The sequence below is a fragment of the Paenibacillus sp. oral taxon 786 str. D14 genome, from assembly GCF_000159955.1.
GTDB classification, from domain to species: domain Bacteria; phylum Bacillota; class Bacilli; order Paenibacillales; family Paenibacillaceae; genus Fontibacillus; species Fontibacillus phoenicis.
This window is the reverse complement of the sequence record NZ_GG695983.1, coordinates 11,498-27,362: the sequence shown is the minus strand read 5'-3', so window position 1 is coordinate 27,362 and position 15,865 is coordinate 11,498. Positions and strand designations below refer to the sequence as shown.

20 protein-coding genes are annotated in these 15,865 nt (G+C 53.2%); all 20 read right to left on the bottom strand.

The window, feature by feature from the left end; genetic code table 11:
- On the bottom strand, positions 1-769 hold a 769-nt coding region (gene xseA, locus POTG_RS15540), incomplete at its 3' end, for an exodeoxyribonuclease VII large subunit (RefSeq protein ID WP_232282324.1).
- Between the two features lie 298 nt (positions 770-1,067).
- The gene (gene folD, locus POTG_RS15535) at positions 1,068-1,925 is read right to left on the bottom strand and encodes a bifunctional methylenetetrahydrofolate dehydrogenase/methenyltetrahydrofolate cyclohydrolase FolD (protein ID WP_009225787.1); all 858 of its coding nucleotides are present in this window, start codon (positions 1,923-1,925) and stop codon (positions 1,068-1,070) included.
- A gap of 42 nt (positions 1,926-1,967) precedes the next feature.
- The gene (gene nusB, locus POTG_RS15530) at positions 1,968-2,417 is read right to left on the bottom strand and encodes a transcription antitermination factor NusB (RefSeq protein WP_009225786.1); all 450 of its coding nucleotides are present in this window, start codon (positions 2,415-2,417) and stop codon (positions 1,968-1,970) included.
- A gap of 288 nt (positions 2,418-2,705) precedes the next feature.
- Positions 2,706-2,939 (bottom strand): DUF2273 domain-containing protein, encoded by a 234-nt coding sequence (locus tag POTG_RS15525; protein WP_009225785.1) that lies wholly within the window; start codon positions 2,937-2,939, stop codon positions 2,706-2,708.
- 14 nt (positions 2,940-2,953) lie between these two features.
- On the bottom strand, positions 2,954-3,493 hold the full coding sequence (amaP, locus tag POTG_RS15520; RefSeq protein ID WP_009225784.1) for an alkaline shock response membrane anchor protein AmaP: 540 nt from the start codon (positions 3,491-3,493) through the stop codon (positions 2,954-2,956).
- A gap of 105 nt (positions 3,494-3,598) precedes the next feature.
- Positions 3,599-4,006, bottom strand: coding sequence for an Asp23/Gls24 family envelope stress response protein (locus POTG_RS15515; protein ID WP_009225783.1), 408 nt, complete (start codon positions 4,004-4,006; stop codon positions 3,599-3,601).
- Positions 4,007-4,118: 112 nt separating this feature from the next.
- The gene (accC, locus tag POTG_RS15510; RefSeq protein WP_009225782.1) at positions 4,119-5,462 is read right to left on the bottom strand and encodes an acetyl-CoA carboxylase biotin carboxylase subunit; all 1,344 of its coding nucleotides are present in this window, start codon (positions 5,460-5,462) and stop codon (positions 4,119-4,121) included.
- Between the two features lie 87 nt (positions 5,463-5,549).
- Positions 5,550-6,047, bottom strand: a complete 498-nt coding sequence (gene accB, locus POTG_RS15505; protein ID WP_016311706.1) for an acetyl-CoA carboxylase biotin carboxyl carrier protein — start codon at positions 6,045-6,047, stop codon at positions 5,550-5,552.
- 164 nt (positions 6,048-6,211) lie between these two features.
- Positions 6,212-7,003 (bottom strand): SpoIIIAH-like family protein, encoded by a 792-nt coding sequence (locus POTG_RS15500; protein ID WP_009225780.1) that lies wholly within the window; start codon positions 7,001-7,003, stop codon positions 6,212-6,214.
- 64 nt (positions 7,004-7,067) lie between these two features.
- On the bottom strand, positions 7,068-7,715 hold the full coding sequence (gene spoIIIAG, locus POTG_RS15495) for a stage III sporulation protein AG (RefSeq protein ID WP_009225779.1): 648 nt from the start codon (positions 7,713-7,715) through the stop codon (positions 7,068-7,070).
- 20 nt (positions 7,716-7,735) lie between these two features.
- Positions 7,736-8,575 carry a stage III sporulation protein AF gene (gene spoIIIAF / locus POTG_RS15490; RefSeq protein WP_009225778.1) on the bottom strand — a complete coding sequence of 280 codons (840 nt, stop codon included), beginning with the start codon at positions 8,573-8,575 and terminating at the stop codon, positions 7,736-7,738.
- Between the two features lie 47 nt (positions 8,576-8,622).
- The gene (gene spoIIIAE / locus POTG_RS15485) at positions 8,623-9,819 is read right to left on the bottom strand and encodes a stage III sporulation protein AE (RefSeq protein WP_009225777.1); all 1,197 of its coding nucleotides are present in this window, start codon (positions 9,817-9,819) and stop codon (positions 8,623-8,625) included.
- A gap of 34 nt (positions 9,820-9,853) precedes the next feature.
- The gene (gene spoIIIAD, locus POTG_RS15480; RefSeq protein ID WP_009225776.1) at positions 9,854-10,243 is read right to left on the bottom strand and encodes a stage III sporulation protein AD; all 390 of its coding nucleotides are present in this window, start codon (positions 10,241-10,243) and stop codon (positions 9,854-9,856) included.
- An 11-nt stretch (positions 10,244-10,254) separates the two neighbouring features.
- Positions 10,255-10,458, bottom strand: coding sequence for a stage III sporulation protein AC (spoIIIAC, locus tag POTG_RS15475; protein WP_009225775.1), 204 nt, complete (start codon positions 10,456-10,458; stop codon positions 10,255-10,257).
- 60 nt (positions 10,459-10,518) lie between these two features.
- On the bottom strand, positions 10,519-11,037 hold the full coding sequence (gene spoIIIAB, locus POTG_RS15470) for a stage III sporulation protein SpoIIIAB (protein ID WP_009225774.1): 519 nt from the start codon (positions 11,035-11,037) through the stop codon (positions 10,519-10,521).
- On the bottom strand, positions 11,030-12,028 hold the full coding sequence (gene spoIIIAA / locus POTG_RS15465; RefSeq protein WP_036645775.1) for a stage III sporulation protein AA: 999 nt from the start codon (positions 12,026-12,028) through the stop codon (positions 11,030-11,032). The genes spoIIIAB and spoIIIAA overlap by 8 nt, the downstream gene beginning before the upstream one ends.
- A gap of 128 nt (positions 12,029-12,156) precedes the next feature.
- Complete coding sequence (locus tag POTG_RS15460; protein ID WP_009225772.1) at positions 12,157-12,423, bottom strand: YqhV family protein; 267 nt, start codon at positions 12,421-12,423, stop codon at positions 12,157-12,159.
- Positions 12,424-12,558: 135 nt separating this feature from the next.
- Positions 12,559-13,812: an aspartate kinase gene (locus POTG_RS15455; protein ID WP_009225771.1), complete on the bottom strand. Its 1,254-nt coding sequence runs from the start codon at positions 13,810-13,812 to the stop codon at positions 12,559-12,561.
- A gap of 209 nt (positions 13,813-14,021) precedes the next feature.
- The gene (gene efp, locus POTG_RS15450) at positions 14,022-14,579 is read right to left on the bottom strand and encodes an elongation factor P (RefSeq protein WP_009225770.1); all 558 of its coding nucleotides are present in this window, start codon (positions 14,577-14,579) and stop codon (positions 14,022-14,024) included.
- 164 nt (positions 14,580-14,743) lie between these two features.
- Positions 14,744-15,817 (bottom strand): M24 family metallopeptidase, encoded by a 1,074-nt coding sequence (locus POTG_RS15445; protein ID WP_036645773.1) that lies wholly within the window; start codon positions 15,815-15,817, stop codon positions 14,744-14,746.
- Positions 15,818-15,865: the final 48 nt, after the last annotated feature.

The following is a 15,865-nucleotide window of genomic DNA, read 5'->3' as shown; positions in this document are numbered from 1 at the left end:
GCAAGAGCGCGCGCAGCTCGGCCGTGTGCGGCACGGCCAGCTCGGCGGCCGCTGTGGGCGTGGCAGCTCGCAGGTCGGCGACGAAATCGGCGATAGTGAAGTCCGTCTCATGGCCCACGGCCGAGATGACGGGAATCGCCGATTCATAGATCGCCCGCGCGACCTGCTCCTCGTTGAACGCCCACAGCTCCTCGAGCGAGCCGCCGCCGCGGCCGACGATGAGCACGTCGGCCTCGCCCATCGCGTTCAGCGTTCGGATCGCTTTCACGATCGACGGCGCTGCCCCCTTGCCCTGGACAAGCACGGGGTACAGGATCACTGCTGCCTGCGGATAACGCCGCCCCAGCGTCGTTAAGATGTCGCGGACCGCCGCTCCGGTTGGCGAGGTTACCACGCCGATCGTCTTCGGGAACCGCGGCAACGGCCGTTTGCGTCCCGGCGCGAACAAGCCCTCCGCTTCGAGCTTCTGCTTCAGCTGCTCAAAGGCCAGATACAGGCTGCCTACGCCGTCCGGCTGCATATGCGTCACGTAGAATTGATACTGGCCATCCCGCTCGTAGACGGAAACATTACCGCGTGCAATCACGCGCGTGCCTTCTTTAGGTCGGAACGGCAGCCGCTGGTTATACGATGCGAACATAATGCTTTTGATCCGGCTGTCCGCATCCTTCAGCGTGAAATACATATGCCCGCTGGAATGATGCGTGAAATTGGAAATTTCACCGCGAATCCAGACGTCGGTGAGCACCTGATCCGATTCCAGCTTCATCCGGATGTAGCGGTTTAATTCCTTGACCGTCAAAATCCGTTGCTGATCCAAAGGTGCCGCCTCCTTTCCGAGAATAAGGGCAATGTATACCCTTATTTGCTTCTCGTTGTCGCTGCTGATGAAGATAAGGGAACTTTTTTCCGTTATTTTATCGCTGTTGCCCCTATATGCGGGGTTTTCCACCTATCGCCCAGCAATAAGGCCAAAAAAGTCCTCTATTTTCCCAAAATGCCATCATCAGAGCGAAATAAGAACGTTTTGTTCCCTTATTTGAACCCAGTTATTCGACAACTTTAGCTTAAGCCAGCCCTTGCAGGCGTTTGGCTGCAATCAGCGTATTTTGCATCAGCATCGTAATCGTCATCGGGCCAACGCCGCCAGGTACGGGTGTGATCGGTCCGGAAATCTCTTTAACGTTCTCAAAATCCACGTCCCCGGCCAGCTTGCCGTTTACCAGTCGGTTCATCCCGACATCAATGACCACGGCGCCTGGCTTCACGTAAGAAGCATCCACAAAGTTCGCGCGCCCGATTGCAACCACAAGAATATCCGCGAGGCGAGTCAACTCTTTCATGTTCGCCGTACGCGAATGACACATCGTTACTGTGGCGTTCTCCCGTTGCAGGAGCAAGGAAACCGGCTTGCCGACGATGTTGCTGCGGCCAATGACAACCGCATGCTTCCCGGCGATCTCCACGCCTGTGCGTTTGATGAGTTCAATCACCCCCGCCGGCGTACACGGCAGCAAGCTGTCGTCGCCGATCATCAGATTCCCGACATTCATCGGATGGAATCCGTCAACGTCTTTCTCCGGCGAAATGGCATCGATGACCGCTTTCTCATCAATATGCTTGGGCAACGGCAGTTGCACCAGAATCCCATGGATATTCGCCTGATGGTTCAGCTTGTCCACCAAAGCGAGCAGGTCCTCTTGCGGCGTTTCCGCCGGGAGGCGATGAACCTCCGAATAGTAGCCCAGCTCATGGCAGGCTTTCTCCTTGTTCCGCACATATACCTGCGAAGCCGGATCTTCCCCGACGAGCACGACCGCCAGTCCCGGCGTAAAGCCTTGCTTCGCCAGCTGTTCTACCTCTGCGCGCAAATCCTTGCGGATATCCTCCGAAATTTGTTTACCGTTAATGATTGGTGCTGTCATGCTCGTCCGCTCCTCTTCCTTAAATTAAAATTGAAAATGGAATTATCGTTTGTTCTTCAATTGATCGATGTCTTGAATCATCTTCCCAAGTACGCCGTTGACGAATTTGCCGGATTCCGGGGATCCAAAATGCTTGGCCAGCTCGATCGCTTCATTTACAGCGACTTTCCCCGGCACGTCATCGCGGAAGATCATTTCATAAGTTGCCAGACGCAACACCTGCCGGTCCACCTTGGACAAGCGGCTGATTTGCCATCCCTTCAAATAATCCTCCAGCAAGCTATCGATCGCATCCTTCCGGCTCCAGGTGCCGTTGACCAGCTCCAGCGCGAAAGCCCGTGTCGCATCTACATCCGACAGCTCGACCTCACCTTCGTTCTCTTCCATCGCTTCCGTCAGCAGCATCGTTACCGCTTCGTTCGCGTCCACCTCGTTCATTTCCATCTGGTACATGCTCTGCACCGCAATCTCTCTCGCCAAACGCCGTTTCATCTGCTTCCTCCTAACCAATTTCTACGCTTTACTCTTCCATCATGGCTTACCTTTAAGTTGCTATGCTTCAAATCCTATCTTTCAGTTCTTACCCATAAGCATAGACCAAAACCGGCTCAAACATCACCGGACATTTAACAATTCACGACTCTCTTTAACACAAAAAAAGACCCGTAATAGGCTTACTCCACAAAAGGGGCAAGAACACGTTCCTAGCTCTTTTCCGGAGTAAGCATATCACAGGAAGCGGTAATGAGGAATTCAAAATTCAAAATCCCAATTAAAATCTCATTTAAAGGGACGCCAACGCGTGGACAGCCATTCCCAAATCGTGCCCCAAGGTAAGAGCGGGCCTCCCTCCAAGTCCTTCTGCTTACCAATCGTATACCCGATAAATAGCAGCAAGGCGCAGAACAACATATTCCAGAATCCGAAAAACAGATAGATCGGGCATAAAAACACGGCCGCCGCTATCCCGAGCAGGCGTCCTTTGTGACTCTCCCACAATTGTTTCCAGAACACCCCGCTGCTCACCCCTATTCAACCCGGCCTTTGAGAACCGGGGAATGAACCAGATTGGCAATGTACACCGATACGTAGGAAACAGGAATCCCGGTAATTTCCTCGACGCGGTCATGGACTTGTTTCTGAACTTCTTCCGTCAACGCAGGGATCGACGTCTCCCCGTCCACAAGCGCACGCACAACGATTTCAAGTCCGGATTCCGTAATCCGAATCCGCGTCTTCACTTCCTTGATGCCACGCACGCGGGAAGCGGCTTTGTAAGCCAAGTTCTCGATGGTGTCCACCGAGATCTGGATATCGCCGTATTCATTGCGTTGGTCAATCGAGGTCGCCGAGCTGCGGTCTCTGCTGACGGATATGTAAAACACACGAATGCTGATCAAGAGCAGCAGGATTGCCGCTACCCAAGTGCCGATATAGATCGGTTGCTGCTCCAGGACCTTCAATTCCAGAGGAACGGCGTCCGTGAGCACGAGAATAACGAATACGGATAGGATGGCAATGCTTAAGCTGTAAATAAACATCAAAATTCGATCTAAAATTTTGGCCACGACAGGTATTGCCTCCTTAATAAGAGGGTTGCTTCAGCTTGTCCCAGCTGAAAATTACAGTAAACCCCTGACCAAGGAAGCGGTCAAGGGGTTCATGACAAATCGTTATTTCACGCGATGGGTCGCTTCCACTTCTTCCACACGTTCGGCTGCTTTGAAAATGACGTCGTGAATATGTACGTTCACTTCAACGACATTCAGTCCCGTCATGTTTTCGATGGAGCGTTTCACATTACGCTGGATTTCCGAGGCGACTTCCGGGAGACGGTTGCCGTATTCGACGATAACGGATACGTCCACCGCAGCTTCACGTTGACCGACTTCCACCTTCACACCCTTGGAAAGGTTCTTTCTTCCCAATAGTTCGGCGATCCCGCCGGCAAATCCACCGCTCATTCCGGCAACCCCCTTCACCTCGACGGTAGCCAGTCCAGCAATCACTTCGATGACTTCGGGGGCAATTTGAATTTCACCAATATCCGTACGTTCGAATTCCGTTGGCAATGTGCTCATTCTATTCATCCACCTCTCAATAAGTATGACGCTGCTCTAACGATAGATACCGCGCACTTATTATACATACTATATCATTTTGGGTTCATTATGACAAACGCGAGGCGGCTTTCTATATCTCGTTTTCTTCCAAAAATTTGATATCAAAGTCACCTTTAATAAAGGTCGGATGCTCCAGCAGCTTCTGATGGAAAGGAATCGTGGTATGAATTCCTTCGATGACGAATTCGGACAATGCCCGTTTCATCTTCGCGATTGCTTCCTCCCGTGTCGGTCCCCAAACGATCAGTTTCGCGATCATCGAATCGTAATGGGGCGAGATCATGTACCCTGGATAAGCTCCGCTGTCGACGCGAACACCCGGTCCGCCCGGAGGCAGATAGAAACCGATTTTCCCCGGAGACGGCATAAAGTTGCGGGTAGGATCCTCCGCATTAATCCGGCATTCGATCGACCAACCGTTCAGCTTAATGTCCTCTTGGGTGAAGGATAGCGGATTACCTTCGGCCACAGAGATCATCTCTTGAATCAAATCAACGCCGGTGACCATCTCGGTAACCGGATGCTCAACCTGAATCCGCGTGTTCATTTCCATGAAATAAAACTGTCCGTCCGGACCCAGTAGGAACTCCAGCGTTCCCGCACCGGAGTAGTTCACCGCCAGCGCGGCCCGAACCGCCGCTTCTCCCATCTCTTGCCGCTTCTCTGGCGAGAGCACCGGGCATGGCGCTTCCTCGAGCAGCTTCTGCCGACGGCGCTGAACTGAGCAATCGCGTTCACCCAAGTATACAGCGTTACCGTGTTTGTCGGCGATGATTTGGATCTCCACATGCTTCATGCCGGTCAAGTATTTTTCGAGATAGACACCGGCGTTCCCAAACGCTTTTTGCGCTTCTTGCTGCGCCGTTGTAATTTGCTTAATCAGCGATTCCTCGTCCTCGGCAATCCGAATCCCTTTGCCTCCGCCGCCGGCGGTCGCTTTGATGATGACCGGATAACCGATGTCCCGAGCAACCATCACGGCTTCTTCGAGGTCCTCAATCAATCCGTCCGAGCCCGGAATGACGGGCACGTTGGCCTCTTTCATCGTTTGCTTCGCCATCGCCTTGTCCCCCATGCGGGTAATCGCTTCCGGGGAAGGGCCGATAAACGTAATATTGCAGGAGCCGCAGATTTCCGCGAAGTCGGCATTTTCGGCCAGGAACCCATACCCTGGATGAATCGCGTCGCACTCCGTCAACGTCGCTACACTCATCAAATTGGTCAGATTCAAATAGCTGTCCTTGGACGGCGTAGGTCCGATGCAATAAGCTTCGTCGGCCAAACGGACGTGCAGCGAATCCTTGTCCGCTTCGGAATAGACCGCTACGGTAGAAATCCCGAGTTCACGGCAAGCACGAATGATCCGCACAGCAATCTCGCCGCGGTTAGCAATCAATATTTTATGAAATTTCATGAGATACTCGTATCCTCCTTTGGAAAGCTAGGGTAACGGCCCTTGAAGCTGCAACATGCGTGATGCGTTAAGGGCGTATTCCTTGGTTTACTCCGGCTTCACCAAAAAGAGAGGCTGACCGTATTCGACCATCTGCCCGTTCTCCACCAGGATGTCGATGATTTCGCCTTTCACTTCCGCCTCCAGCTCGTTCATCAGCTTCATCGCTTCAATGATGCAGACCGTCGTCTTCTCGCCGACTTTGTCGCCGATATTTACGTAAGGCTGAGCTTCCGGCGACGAGGCACGATAAAACGTCCCGACCATCGGCGAAACAATGGTATGTAAGTTCGCAGCAGGTGCAGCCGATGGGGCCGAGTCTGTCGCTTGAGGAGCCGATACCGTTTCTTGCGGAGCCGGAGCCGATGCGGCAGCTTGGACATTTTGCGGTACAGCGGCAACAACCTGCGGCTGCACGTGAACAACTTCACTCGCGCCGTTCTTGCGAATGGACAAGCGAGCGCCTTCATTTTCGATTTCTAGTTCATGCACGGACGTTTGGTCCAGCAGCTCGATCAATTCTTTAATTTCACTCAGCTTAAACATATCTTCACTCTCTCCTTCAGCTTTGTAGGAAAAGCCTTGGCCTTCAACCATAAGCCTTCTCGGCTCATAACTTTATGTATTATATCATAATCGATCAAAATGGAAAGAGTCCAAGTTGCCTCGGACCCTTCCCTCCTCGGTTGCTATTCGACTGTGCTATAACCTTATTGTTTTACGTATTGCACGCTGACTTTATCCTGGGATACGCCCAGTTCCTTGATCACGAGGTCCATGATGCTGACGGCTTCTTTCGCTTCCATCTTCTCGCTGATCACCACGACTTTATATTTGTCGTCCGCTTCTTGTACGACGGCATTGGCATATTGCTGTTTCAATCTTTCTTCGATGTCATAGATTTTCGCTTCTTTCTCTTCCAAAGCGCTTAATTCTTGTTGAGCCATTGCAGCTTCTTCAAGGGATTCGTTTTCGTTGATCGTTTTCATCAGCTCTTCTTGCTTCTTCACGTTATCCTGTGCACGAGCGAATTGGTAAGCGTTCAGCGTGTCCGAAGAAGAGACGCCTTGAGCTTCCAGCTGACTCAGCACATCTTCATCCGTTGTGGCTTCCTTCTGGCCGTTGTCCGCAGCTGCGGTATCTTCCGACGCCTTGCCAGCATCGGCCGTTTGCGTATCCGTGGAGGTTGCGGTATCGCCGTCTTTGGCCACATCCGTATTTTCGCTCTTGCCCTCTTCGGCGGATTGCTCGGTTTGATCGTCAATCGCTGTATCGTCCGTGATTGTGCTGCTGTTTTCACTGCCGTCCGTTGTCACTTCCGAAAGGATGACATCATCGCCGTCTGTGCTTCCATTCATGCCGTTATTTGTCGCAGTCACCTGTTGTCCGTCAGCGGTTGTCGCAGGTTGCGGTCCTTCTTCCGTAAATAAGTAGTAAGCGGATAAAATCACCATCAAGCTCAGCATGGAAACCAGCCAAATCGTTTGTCTTTTGGATTTCATATTGGATTTCCTCCTCAAAAAAATGTATTCGAACGAAACGTTTCCTTAAATTTTGATTGCTTCCTTATTGAGATTGCTTGCGCGGGACGACGGAGATCCGGTAAGCCGGTACGTTTAAGCCCTTCTCAACCGCATCGACGATCAAGCTTTTCACCGTTTTGTTCTCAGCTCCCCGGGCGACGACCAGCACGCCACGAACCTTAGGCTTGATCTTCTTGGTGACGATCGGCTGCTCGCTGCCGGAAGCCTCGTAGGTGACGATCTGTCCGTCACGGGTATATTGGGTGATATGGCGTTTTCCCCCACCCGCATCGCTTTCTTCCGTTAGCTCCTGCGAATCTTTGATGTTTCGTTGGACCACGATTTCCTCGGTCGAATCAATGGTGACCAGCACATCCACCGCACCGACGCCCACGATTTTCTCCAAAATCTCCTTGGTTTTGCCTTCGAGCGCCGTTTCGATGCTGCTGAATTCATCGTCGCCCGTGACGCCCGCAGATCCGGTTGATCCGGAAAGGTCCTGCATCATCGGCGGTTCGCGGCTCCCTTCGCCGTTGTTATCCAGCTGCTTCACGTTAACGAAGGAGTTAAACAACATGATGGCGATCCCAACCAACCCGAGGATCAACAGCCAACGAAACGTACTTGCGGTTTTTTTGCCATCCGTACCCTTGCCTAGCCATTGCTCCAGTTTCTTCAGCCATCCCGGCACTTTCTTCACCTCCCGGCGTGTTAATCATTTAGATGCTCGGCCCTAAGGACCGTGATTGCCTCTCGATCAACGCCCCAGTTCTCCTGGAGCAGCTCTTCGATTTGCGAGACCAGCCGGTCTGCCGCCGGCTCGGCATCGCCTGCGGACGTGCCGCCGATTTTGCCATCTTCCCCTGAAGGGTTCCCGTCCAACGACTCTTCAGGGGAACTGGCCATCGCCGCTTGGCTCTGCGCTTCGGATTCCTCCTCAGCGTCCCCGGTCTTGCCGGAATTGCTTGTGTTTACGCTGATTTTTATTTTTTCTACCGGTGCGATCGATACCTCCGGCCCTCTTCCGGCTGCATCGGCTTTTGCTGTTTGCTCTTCCGACTTCACCTGCGCCATGACGACCTCTACCGAGGAAATAACCGGCTCTGCGGCCAGCGGACGGATTCCGCCGGCTTCGGATTTTTCCGCGGGTTTGGTTTTCAGCTTGACGGTTACCCGTTCAACTTGCCGTCCTGTCGAGCGCTCGATTTGTTGCTTCATTTGCCTTGCCGCCTCCTCGCCTGCCCAGGCCAACGCTTCGGACTCCTGCTTTTCCCTCAGCTTCTCGCCCTGCTGTAGGATCGCTTCCGTGCTTTGAACCTGGGAATGACTCTCTAGTCCGTCCCAGCTCGTCGAGAATGCTGCCTCCAGCTGGTCTTTGGCATCGGCTGAGAAGAAACGCATGACTGGGGATATCAACGTTAGCAGGATCAGCAGGCTGACCACGAATCTGACGTAACGCTCCATCGCGCGGTTGGGCAGCAGCAAATCGATAAACACGGCGATTAACACGATGAAGATGATTTCTCTCAGCCACTCCGCCAGCCAGTCCACGCATGATCACCACCCCTTGTAATTCGTTTGGGCCCCTTTAGGACGTCTCACCTCATCATCACGGTGATGTTCCCGGCGGTCAGCATGATCGTTATCGCCAGGAAGAACATCATGCCCACCGCGGCCAGCGCTGCGAAGACATACAACATGCTCTTGCCGATCGTCTCCAGGCATGCGATGACCGGCGAATCGCCAAGCGGCTGCATCACCGCCGCAGCCAAGTTGAAGATTAGTGCCAGCGTAATGATCTTGATCGCCGGAAAGGCGCACAGAAACAGCAGAATGATCACCCCGACCAGACCGATCGAATTCTTGACGAGCAGGGAAGCGGAGATGACCGTGTCCGTTGCATCGGCGAACACTTTGCCGACAACCGGGACGAAGTTACCGGTCAGATATTTGGCCGCTCGCAGGGTGACCCCGTCCGCCACGGATCCGGCGATCCCTTTGACCGAGATGACGCCGAGAAAGACGGTGAGCAGGATCCCAAGCAAAGCCATGCTCACGGTACGCAGTAAATTGGCCAGCTGGGTGAGCTTATACTTGTCGGACAACGAGCTAACGATGTGCAGCACCGCCGAGAAGAACAATAGCGGGAATATGACCGTATGCACCGCCGTCCCCACCGCATGGACCATAAATACAACCAAAGGGTGGGTCACCGTTACCGTTACCGCATTGCCTAAGGAAGCCAGCAGCGTGAACAGCAGCGGCACCATCGCCATCATAAAGTCGATCATTCCGCTAATCGCATTCGTCGCATAGGTGATCGCCACATGAAAGCTGTTGATTGCAAGCACCAAAATCACCATATAGCAGATGGAGTAGGCAACTTTACTGACCTGCTTGCGCTCGAATGCGGTCTGCAAGGTTTCTAGAATCATACTGAATATGGAGAGCAGCACGATGGTCACTAAGATGTGTCCGTTATACAGCACCTCGTGCCACATATATCGCATCAGGCCGCTTAGCCCCGCCTTCAGACTAAAGCTCTGGTCCTGCTGCAGAAGCATATCCATAAAGGAAGGAAGCTTCTGATCCGGGAAAAACCCGCCGTACTCCTTCATCAGCTGCTGCCAATACGTTTCGACCTGATCGGTGGGAAGCTCCTTGGCTTGGCGTTGGATCCAGTTGTCCCCTTCCCCTTCGGCGGAGGCGATGACGGGCATGTACCCAAACAGCAGGACCCCTAAGACGATCAAGAGCAGCGTAGAAGCGCGCCATCGTTCAATCGTTGCTGGCATAAGTCTTTCTCCCCAATCTGATGCAATGCGCCTGCTAAGCCGGCAGCAGCTTGATGACCGTTTCGATAATAATGCTGATAATCGGAATGGCAAGCACCATGATGAGCACTTTGCCCGCCATTTCGATTTTGCTGGCGATGCTCTCCTGACCGGCATCCCGGACGATCTGTGCTCCAAACTCGGCGATGTAGGCGATCCCGATAATTTTCAGGATCGTCTTCAGATAGATCATCTGGACGCCGGACTTGTTGGCCAGATCCTCCAGCACCTCGATGATCCCGCCGATTTTTCCGATCAGGTACAGGAAGATCAGAACGCCCGTGCTTGCGGCAATCAGGAAAGCGAACATCGGCTTTTGTTCCTTGACGACCAGAACCAGCACGGTTGCGATGAGCCCGAGCCCTACAACTTGGATAATTTCCACGGAGCGCTCACCTACTGGAATAAAAAGATTGATTTGATTTCCTGAAACAGACTGTCAAGCAACCGGATGACCATGAACAGGACGACCACAAACCCGATCAGCGTCACCCAATGCGCCATGTCCTCTTTGCCCATCTGCTTCAATACCGTATGGATCATGGCAATGATGATACCGATGCCTGCAATCTGAAAGATGGCGTTCACTTCTATGTTCATTGATTTGGCACCTCACTAACGATTTCACAGGCGTCAATCAGCCGTGGAGGGAAATGGTATTCAGTAGAACAAAATGACGATGAACGCTCCGCACAAAAGCCCCAAGCTTCGATACATTTTCTCATAGCGGGCCTGTTCTTCCCGTGCTGCGGATTCCTCGCTCTCCAGCTGCCGTACGGCTGTGGCGATATGACCGAGTTGATCCTTCCGGTCGCTTGTCCCGAGCGTTAAGCTAAGCTGCCTTATGACCTCTTGCTCGGGCGCCTTCATCGCGGTATAGCTCCACAGCTTCGTTACGGCTTGTTCCAGACTCTCCTGGGCGGTTAGCGGGTGAGCGGAACTCATATGGTCCGCCGCACGAACGAAGATCGCTCGGATCGGCTCGCCGCTTTGCTCGCCGATTCTTCGGAGGGCGTCCGGAAGCGGTGTAAAGCCGTACATGATCTCCGTCTCGAGCCGCTTTAATGCGAGGATCAGCCTCCGGATTTGGCTTGGCCGTGCCGCGAATTGCCTGGCTTGCAGCCAGCCTGCCATGGTGGCAGTCAGCAGGACGAGTGCAGCTCCAAACATCTTAAGCATGCTCTTCCCTGCCTCTCCATCCGGGGGCGGCCGCCGGGATGCCGCGGCGTTTGCCGTCCCACAGCTTAAAGGCAAGTCCCTTATCCGTCCGCGCGATCACCGCATACATTTGGAAGAAGGAGCTTTCCGCCAGCCGGGACAATGCCGGGCGCGCAGCCAAATCGTCCACGCTTGAACCATGCGCCGTGGCGATGACGCGGACGCCGGCGTGCAGCGCTTCAGCCAAAGCCTCGGCATCCTCCGGTCGACCGATTTCATCGACGATGATGACATCTGGCGACATGGAGCGAATCATCATCATGATTCCTTCTGCCTTCGGGCAGCCGTCCATCACATCGGTTCGCGGACCCATGTCAAAGCCGGGCACTCCCCGCTTGCTGCCGGCGATTTCGGAGCGCTCGTCGATGACCGCAACCTTTAGCCCCGGCCAGGAGGCCTCGGGATGCCCCCAGGTTCCGCTGCTAATCTGGCGCGCTAAATCGCGAATCAGCGTCGTTTTTCCTTGCTGGGGAGGAGACAGGATTAAGGTGTGATACACCGTTTTGTGCCTGAAATCGAGCAGCCTCGGCAGGATCGGATCGGCAATGCCTCTAATTTCTCGGGCAATCCGCACGTTAAACCCGCTGATGTCCCGCAAGTGCTCCACCCTTCCTCCGCTGAGCAAGGTTCTCCCGGCTAGTCCGATACGATGGCCGCCGGCGATCGTGATAAACCCTTTGCGGAGCTCTTCCTCCATCGTATACAGCGAATGATTGGTGATCAGATCAAGCAGCCGTTTGCCGTCCTGCTTGCCCGGTTTGTAAGCGGCGTCCGGATTCCGCGTCATCTCCCCGTCCGGCGTTAGAAAATAGTAGCGGCCACCCGTATTAATCTCCAGCGGTCGTTCCTCGCGTATGCGGATTTCTTCCAAAGCCGGAAAGATAGAAGGCGGAAGCTTCAGCAGCAAGTCCCGGAGATTGTCGGGAAATACGGTCAACCAACTCGGGTTCATAGGCGTACCCCCAAAACTCTTACTTTCATGCATGTCCATACCGCCTGGTTTGCTTTCTCTTATTTGGATTGTTTTTTGCTATATCACATGTGTATGCTTGTACTTGATCAATATGCTAGGGAACTCTATCATTTCTTCAAAATGCCGATTAAGAGACAAGTCACCCCGCACCCGATCCATGCCATCTTTCCCCACGACAATTTGTCGGCCATACCGGCAAGTCCAATCGACGTGGTGACAAGCAGAATGGTCGGGCCGACGAACGCCAGCGCCGAATTTACGGCCAGCGCCTTATCTACCCTGCCCAGCTTCAGCATAAGCAGCGCTGCTAGAATTTCGATCGTACCCGAAAAAATTCGCAAGGCCGCCATGCTTGTCACGAATTTATCAAGCATATATACCTCCTTCTTGTCCCATCTGTTCTCTTAACGATATGCCTGAAAATCTCTATTTATTAAAAAAAAATCCCCCGAAGCGATTCGCTTCGAGGGATTCCTTTTTTCCCGTTCTTAAGTTGCTTGTTATGCGGATTAACGCCGCTCCTGCGGACCGCCAACAAATGCGGTGGTCTCCGCATCCAGACCATATGCCGTATGCAAGGCCTTCACGACATCGTTCAGCTTGCTTCCTTCAATCACGCAGGACACCTTAATTTCGGAGGTGCTGACCATCTCGATATTGACGCCTTGCTTGGAGATCACTTCAAACATTTGTGCCGCAACGCCCGGATGGCTGACCATCCCTGCGCCTACGATCGAAACCTTCACAAGCCCTTCCTGAGAGGTGACCTTCTCGTAAGGCAGCTCGTTACGGATCCCTTCCAACACCTTCACTGCCTTGTCGCAATCGGACAGAGCTACTGTAAAGGAGAAATCCGCTTTACCATCCGTTACGCCGCTTTGGACGATGATGTCCACGTCGATCTTGGCCTCAGCCAGAGAGCCAAACACCTTCGCCAGTACGCCGGGCACGTGCGATACGCCCAATATGCTGATTCGGGCCACGTTCTTATCATACGCGATCCCGCTGACTACCACACCTTGTTCCATATTGACTTCCTCCTTCACGACCGTACCTTCATGATTGTTAAAGCTGGAGCGGACGACGAGCCGTACATTATTGTGCTTCGCATATTCCACCGCACGGGGATGCAGGACCGCCGCGCCTAAGTTCGCGAGCTCAAGCATCTCGTCGTATGAGATTTCGTTCAGCTTGCGGGCATTCTTTACGATCCGCGGGTCGGTAGAATACACGCCGTCCACATCGGTATAAATCTCGCAATAATCCGCCTTTGTCGCCGCAGCCAAGGCAACGGCCGTCGTATCCGAACCGCCGCGCCCGAACGTCGTAATCTCCCCGTCCTCAGTCAAGCCCTGGAAGCCGGCAACGATAACGATATATCCCTCTTCCAACGACTTGAGCACCCGCTCCGGCTTAATATCGGTAATGCGTGCTTTGCCATGCTCCGCCTCCGTGCGGAAGCCCGCTTGCCAACCGGTATAAGAAACGGCCTTGGCGCCCAGCGCATCGATAGCCATCGCCATCAACGCGATCGAGATTTGCTCACCGGTCGTCAACAGCATATCCATTTCCCGCAAAGGTGGGTCCGGATTAATCAGCTTCGCTTGATCGATCAAATCGTCCGTCGTGTCGCCCATCGCGGAGACGACCACCATCACCTGATGCCCTTCCTGCTGTTTGTCTACAACCCGCCGGGCGACGCGTTGTATGCGCTCCGTATCGCCTACAGAGCTGCCTCCAAATTTCATCACGTATAAAGCCAAGTCAGACCCTCCCTAATGGTGCTCCAAGTCGGAGCGTTCAACCCATTGAATCCAGTAACGCTTTAAACCAGTATAATACGAAAGACCCGAAGTTCGTCAATGGTTTTGCCGATATTAACAAAAATTCCTCCACCCAGGTAGGTGGAGGATGCCTATTAGTACAAGACTCCGCCTGGAGCGGAGCCTTGTACCAAACAACTGCTGAGGGATTATGCCCGCGAAATATACTTACCTTCGCGTGTATCGATCAAGAGTACATCGCCTTCATTAATGAAGAGCGGTACCTGAACGTTCAAGCCGGTTTCGACTTTAGCGTTCTTTGTTGCGCCGGTAGCCGTGTTACCTTTGATTCCCGGTTCCGTTTCAATAACCTTCAGCTCGACGCTGTTTGGCAGGTTGATCCCGATAATTTCGCCTTGGTAGCTGACGATTTTTACGTTCATATTTTCTTTCAGGAAGTTCAGTTCCCATTCCAATTGATCCGACGTCAATGTAAATTGATCGTAGGTTTCATTATCCATGAACGTATGCTCTTGGCCGCTGGCATACAGATAGGATACATCGCGGTTTTCAATCATCGCCCGGCTGATGGTTTCGCCGGCACGGAACGTTTTCTCTACAATGTTACCGTTCCGCAGATTTTTCAGCTTGGAGCGGACGAACGCTGCACCTTTACCCGGTTTTACGTGTTGGAACTCCAGCACCGTATAAATGTCGCCGTCCACCTCGACGGTCAAGCCTGTTTTAAAATCGTTTACTGAAATCACAAAAGTACCTCCTCAAGTGGGTTAACACCTATATTAAAATTGAAAAATACCCAAATTTCAAGCTGCTCACGTTAGCTGCTGTTCCCCCACGCTTGGAGACCCTGCGAAACCACGCACTACAGCCGGGCATCCGGTCCTTTATAAAAACCGGCGGCAACCCTATTTTAGCCTAGTGAAATAAAATCCTTTGTCGATTCCGTCAACCGGCGAATTCCGGTTTCCGTGATGACGACATCGTCCTCGATGCGGACGCCGCCGATTCCCGGCAGGTAGATCCCTGGTTCAACGGTGACAACCATCCCCGGCTTCAGCACCGTGTCGCTCGCTTTGGAGACGCGCGGTGCCTCATGCACTTCCATTCCGAGGCCGTGTCCGGTGCTGTGTCCGAACTGTTCGCCGTAGCCGTAACGGGTAATCACGTCGCGCGCCAAAGCATCAGCTTCCCGTCCGGTCATCCCTGGACGAAGGAATTCCAGCGTATGCAGCTGGGCTTCCAGGACGATATCGTAAATTTCACGCAGCTTGGCGCTTGGCGTTCCCAAGGCTACCGTCCGCGTAATATCAGAGCAATACCCCTTATACAAAGCGCCGAAATCCATCGTGACCAGTTCGTTCGCCTGCATAATGCGTTCGCTGGCTCTCCCGTGCGGTAATGCGGAGCGTTCTCCCGAAGCCATAATCGTATCAAACGAAGGACCGGTGGCGCCGTTCTTCTTCATGAACGTTTCCAGTTCCAGAGCGGCATCCCACTCACTCATTCCCGGCTTCAGAACGTCGAGCATATGCAAGAAGGTCCGGTCCGCCAACTCAGCCGCTTCCTTCAGGATAGCCAATTCTTCGGCATCCTTGAAGATCCGCAGTTCTTCGACCAACCCGCTGAGCGGAACCAGCTTCACCGGCTTCAGCTCGCTTTCATACGTCCGGTAGGTGGCATACACCAACTGATCTTCTTCAAAACCAAGCCGTTCAATACCCTCTTGCTTTAGCAAGCTTTGAATGGTTCCGGTAACCGAAGCCCCGTGATCCACAATTTCGAACCCGGGCGCCTGTTCCGCAGCTTGGGTTAAATAGCGGAAGTCTGTGAGCAACCAGGCCTTCTGATGGGTAATCAGGACATAGCCGGAACTTCCCGTAAATCCCGTCAAATAGCAGCGGTTCACTTCTCCGGTGATGAGTACGGCTTCGATTTGCTGCGATGTCATCGCCTCGCGGAGCCGGGCTACACGTGTACTCGCCATAACCAACTCTCCCTTATTATAGAGGTAGTAACCTTCTTTATGATCTCT

Bases quoted from the DNA above. Each gene is read 5' to 3' on its own strand.
- accC (WP_009225782.1), bottom strand. From the start codon at position 5,462: ATGAAATTTCATAAAATATTGATTGCTAACCGCGGCGAGATTGCTGTG.
- folD (WP_009225787.1), bottom strand. From the start codon at position 1,925: ATGACAGCACCAATCATTAACGGTAAACAAATTTCGGAGGATATCCGC.
- POTG_RS15445 (WP_036645773.1), bottom strand. From the start codon at position 15,817: ATGGCGAGTACACGTGTAGCCCGGCTCCGCGAGGCGATGACATCGCAG.
- spoIIIAE (WP_009225777.1), bottom strand. From the start codon at position 9,819: ATGCCAGCAACGATTGAACGATGGCGCGCTTCTACGCTGCTCTTGATC.
- accB (WP_016311706.1), bottom strand. From the start codon at position 6,047: ATGTTTAAGCTGAGTGAAATTAAAGAATTGATCGAGCTGCTGGACCAA.
- POTG_RS15515 (WP_009225783.1), bottom strand. From the start codon at position 4,006: ATGAGCACATTGCCAACGGAATTCGAACGTACGGATATTGGTGAAATT.
- spoIIIAA (WP_036645775.1), bottom strand. From the start codon at position 12,028: ATGAACCCGAGTTGGTTGACCGTATTTCCCGACAATCTCCGGGACTTG.
- nusB (WP_009225786.1), bottom strand. From the start codon at position 2,417: ATGAAACGGCGTTTGGCGAGAGAGATTGCGGTGCAGAGCATGTACCAG.
- spoIIIAB (WP_009225774.1), bottom strand. From the start codon at position 11,037: ATGCTTAAGATGTTTGGAGCTGCACTCGTCCTGCTGACTGCCACCATG.
- POTG_RS15500 (WP_009225780.1), bottom strand. From the start codon at position 7,003: ATGAAATCCAAAAGACAAACGATTTGGCTGGTTTCCATGCTGAGCTTG.
- spoIIIAC (WP_009225775.1), bottom strand. From the start codon at position 10,458: ATGAACATAGAAGTGAACGCCATCTTTCAGATTGCAGGCATCGGTATC.
- POTG_RS15460 (WP_009225772.1), bottom strand. From the start codon at position 12,423: ATGCTTGATAAATTCGTGACAAGCATGGCGGCCTTGCGAATTTTTTCG.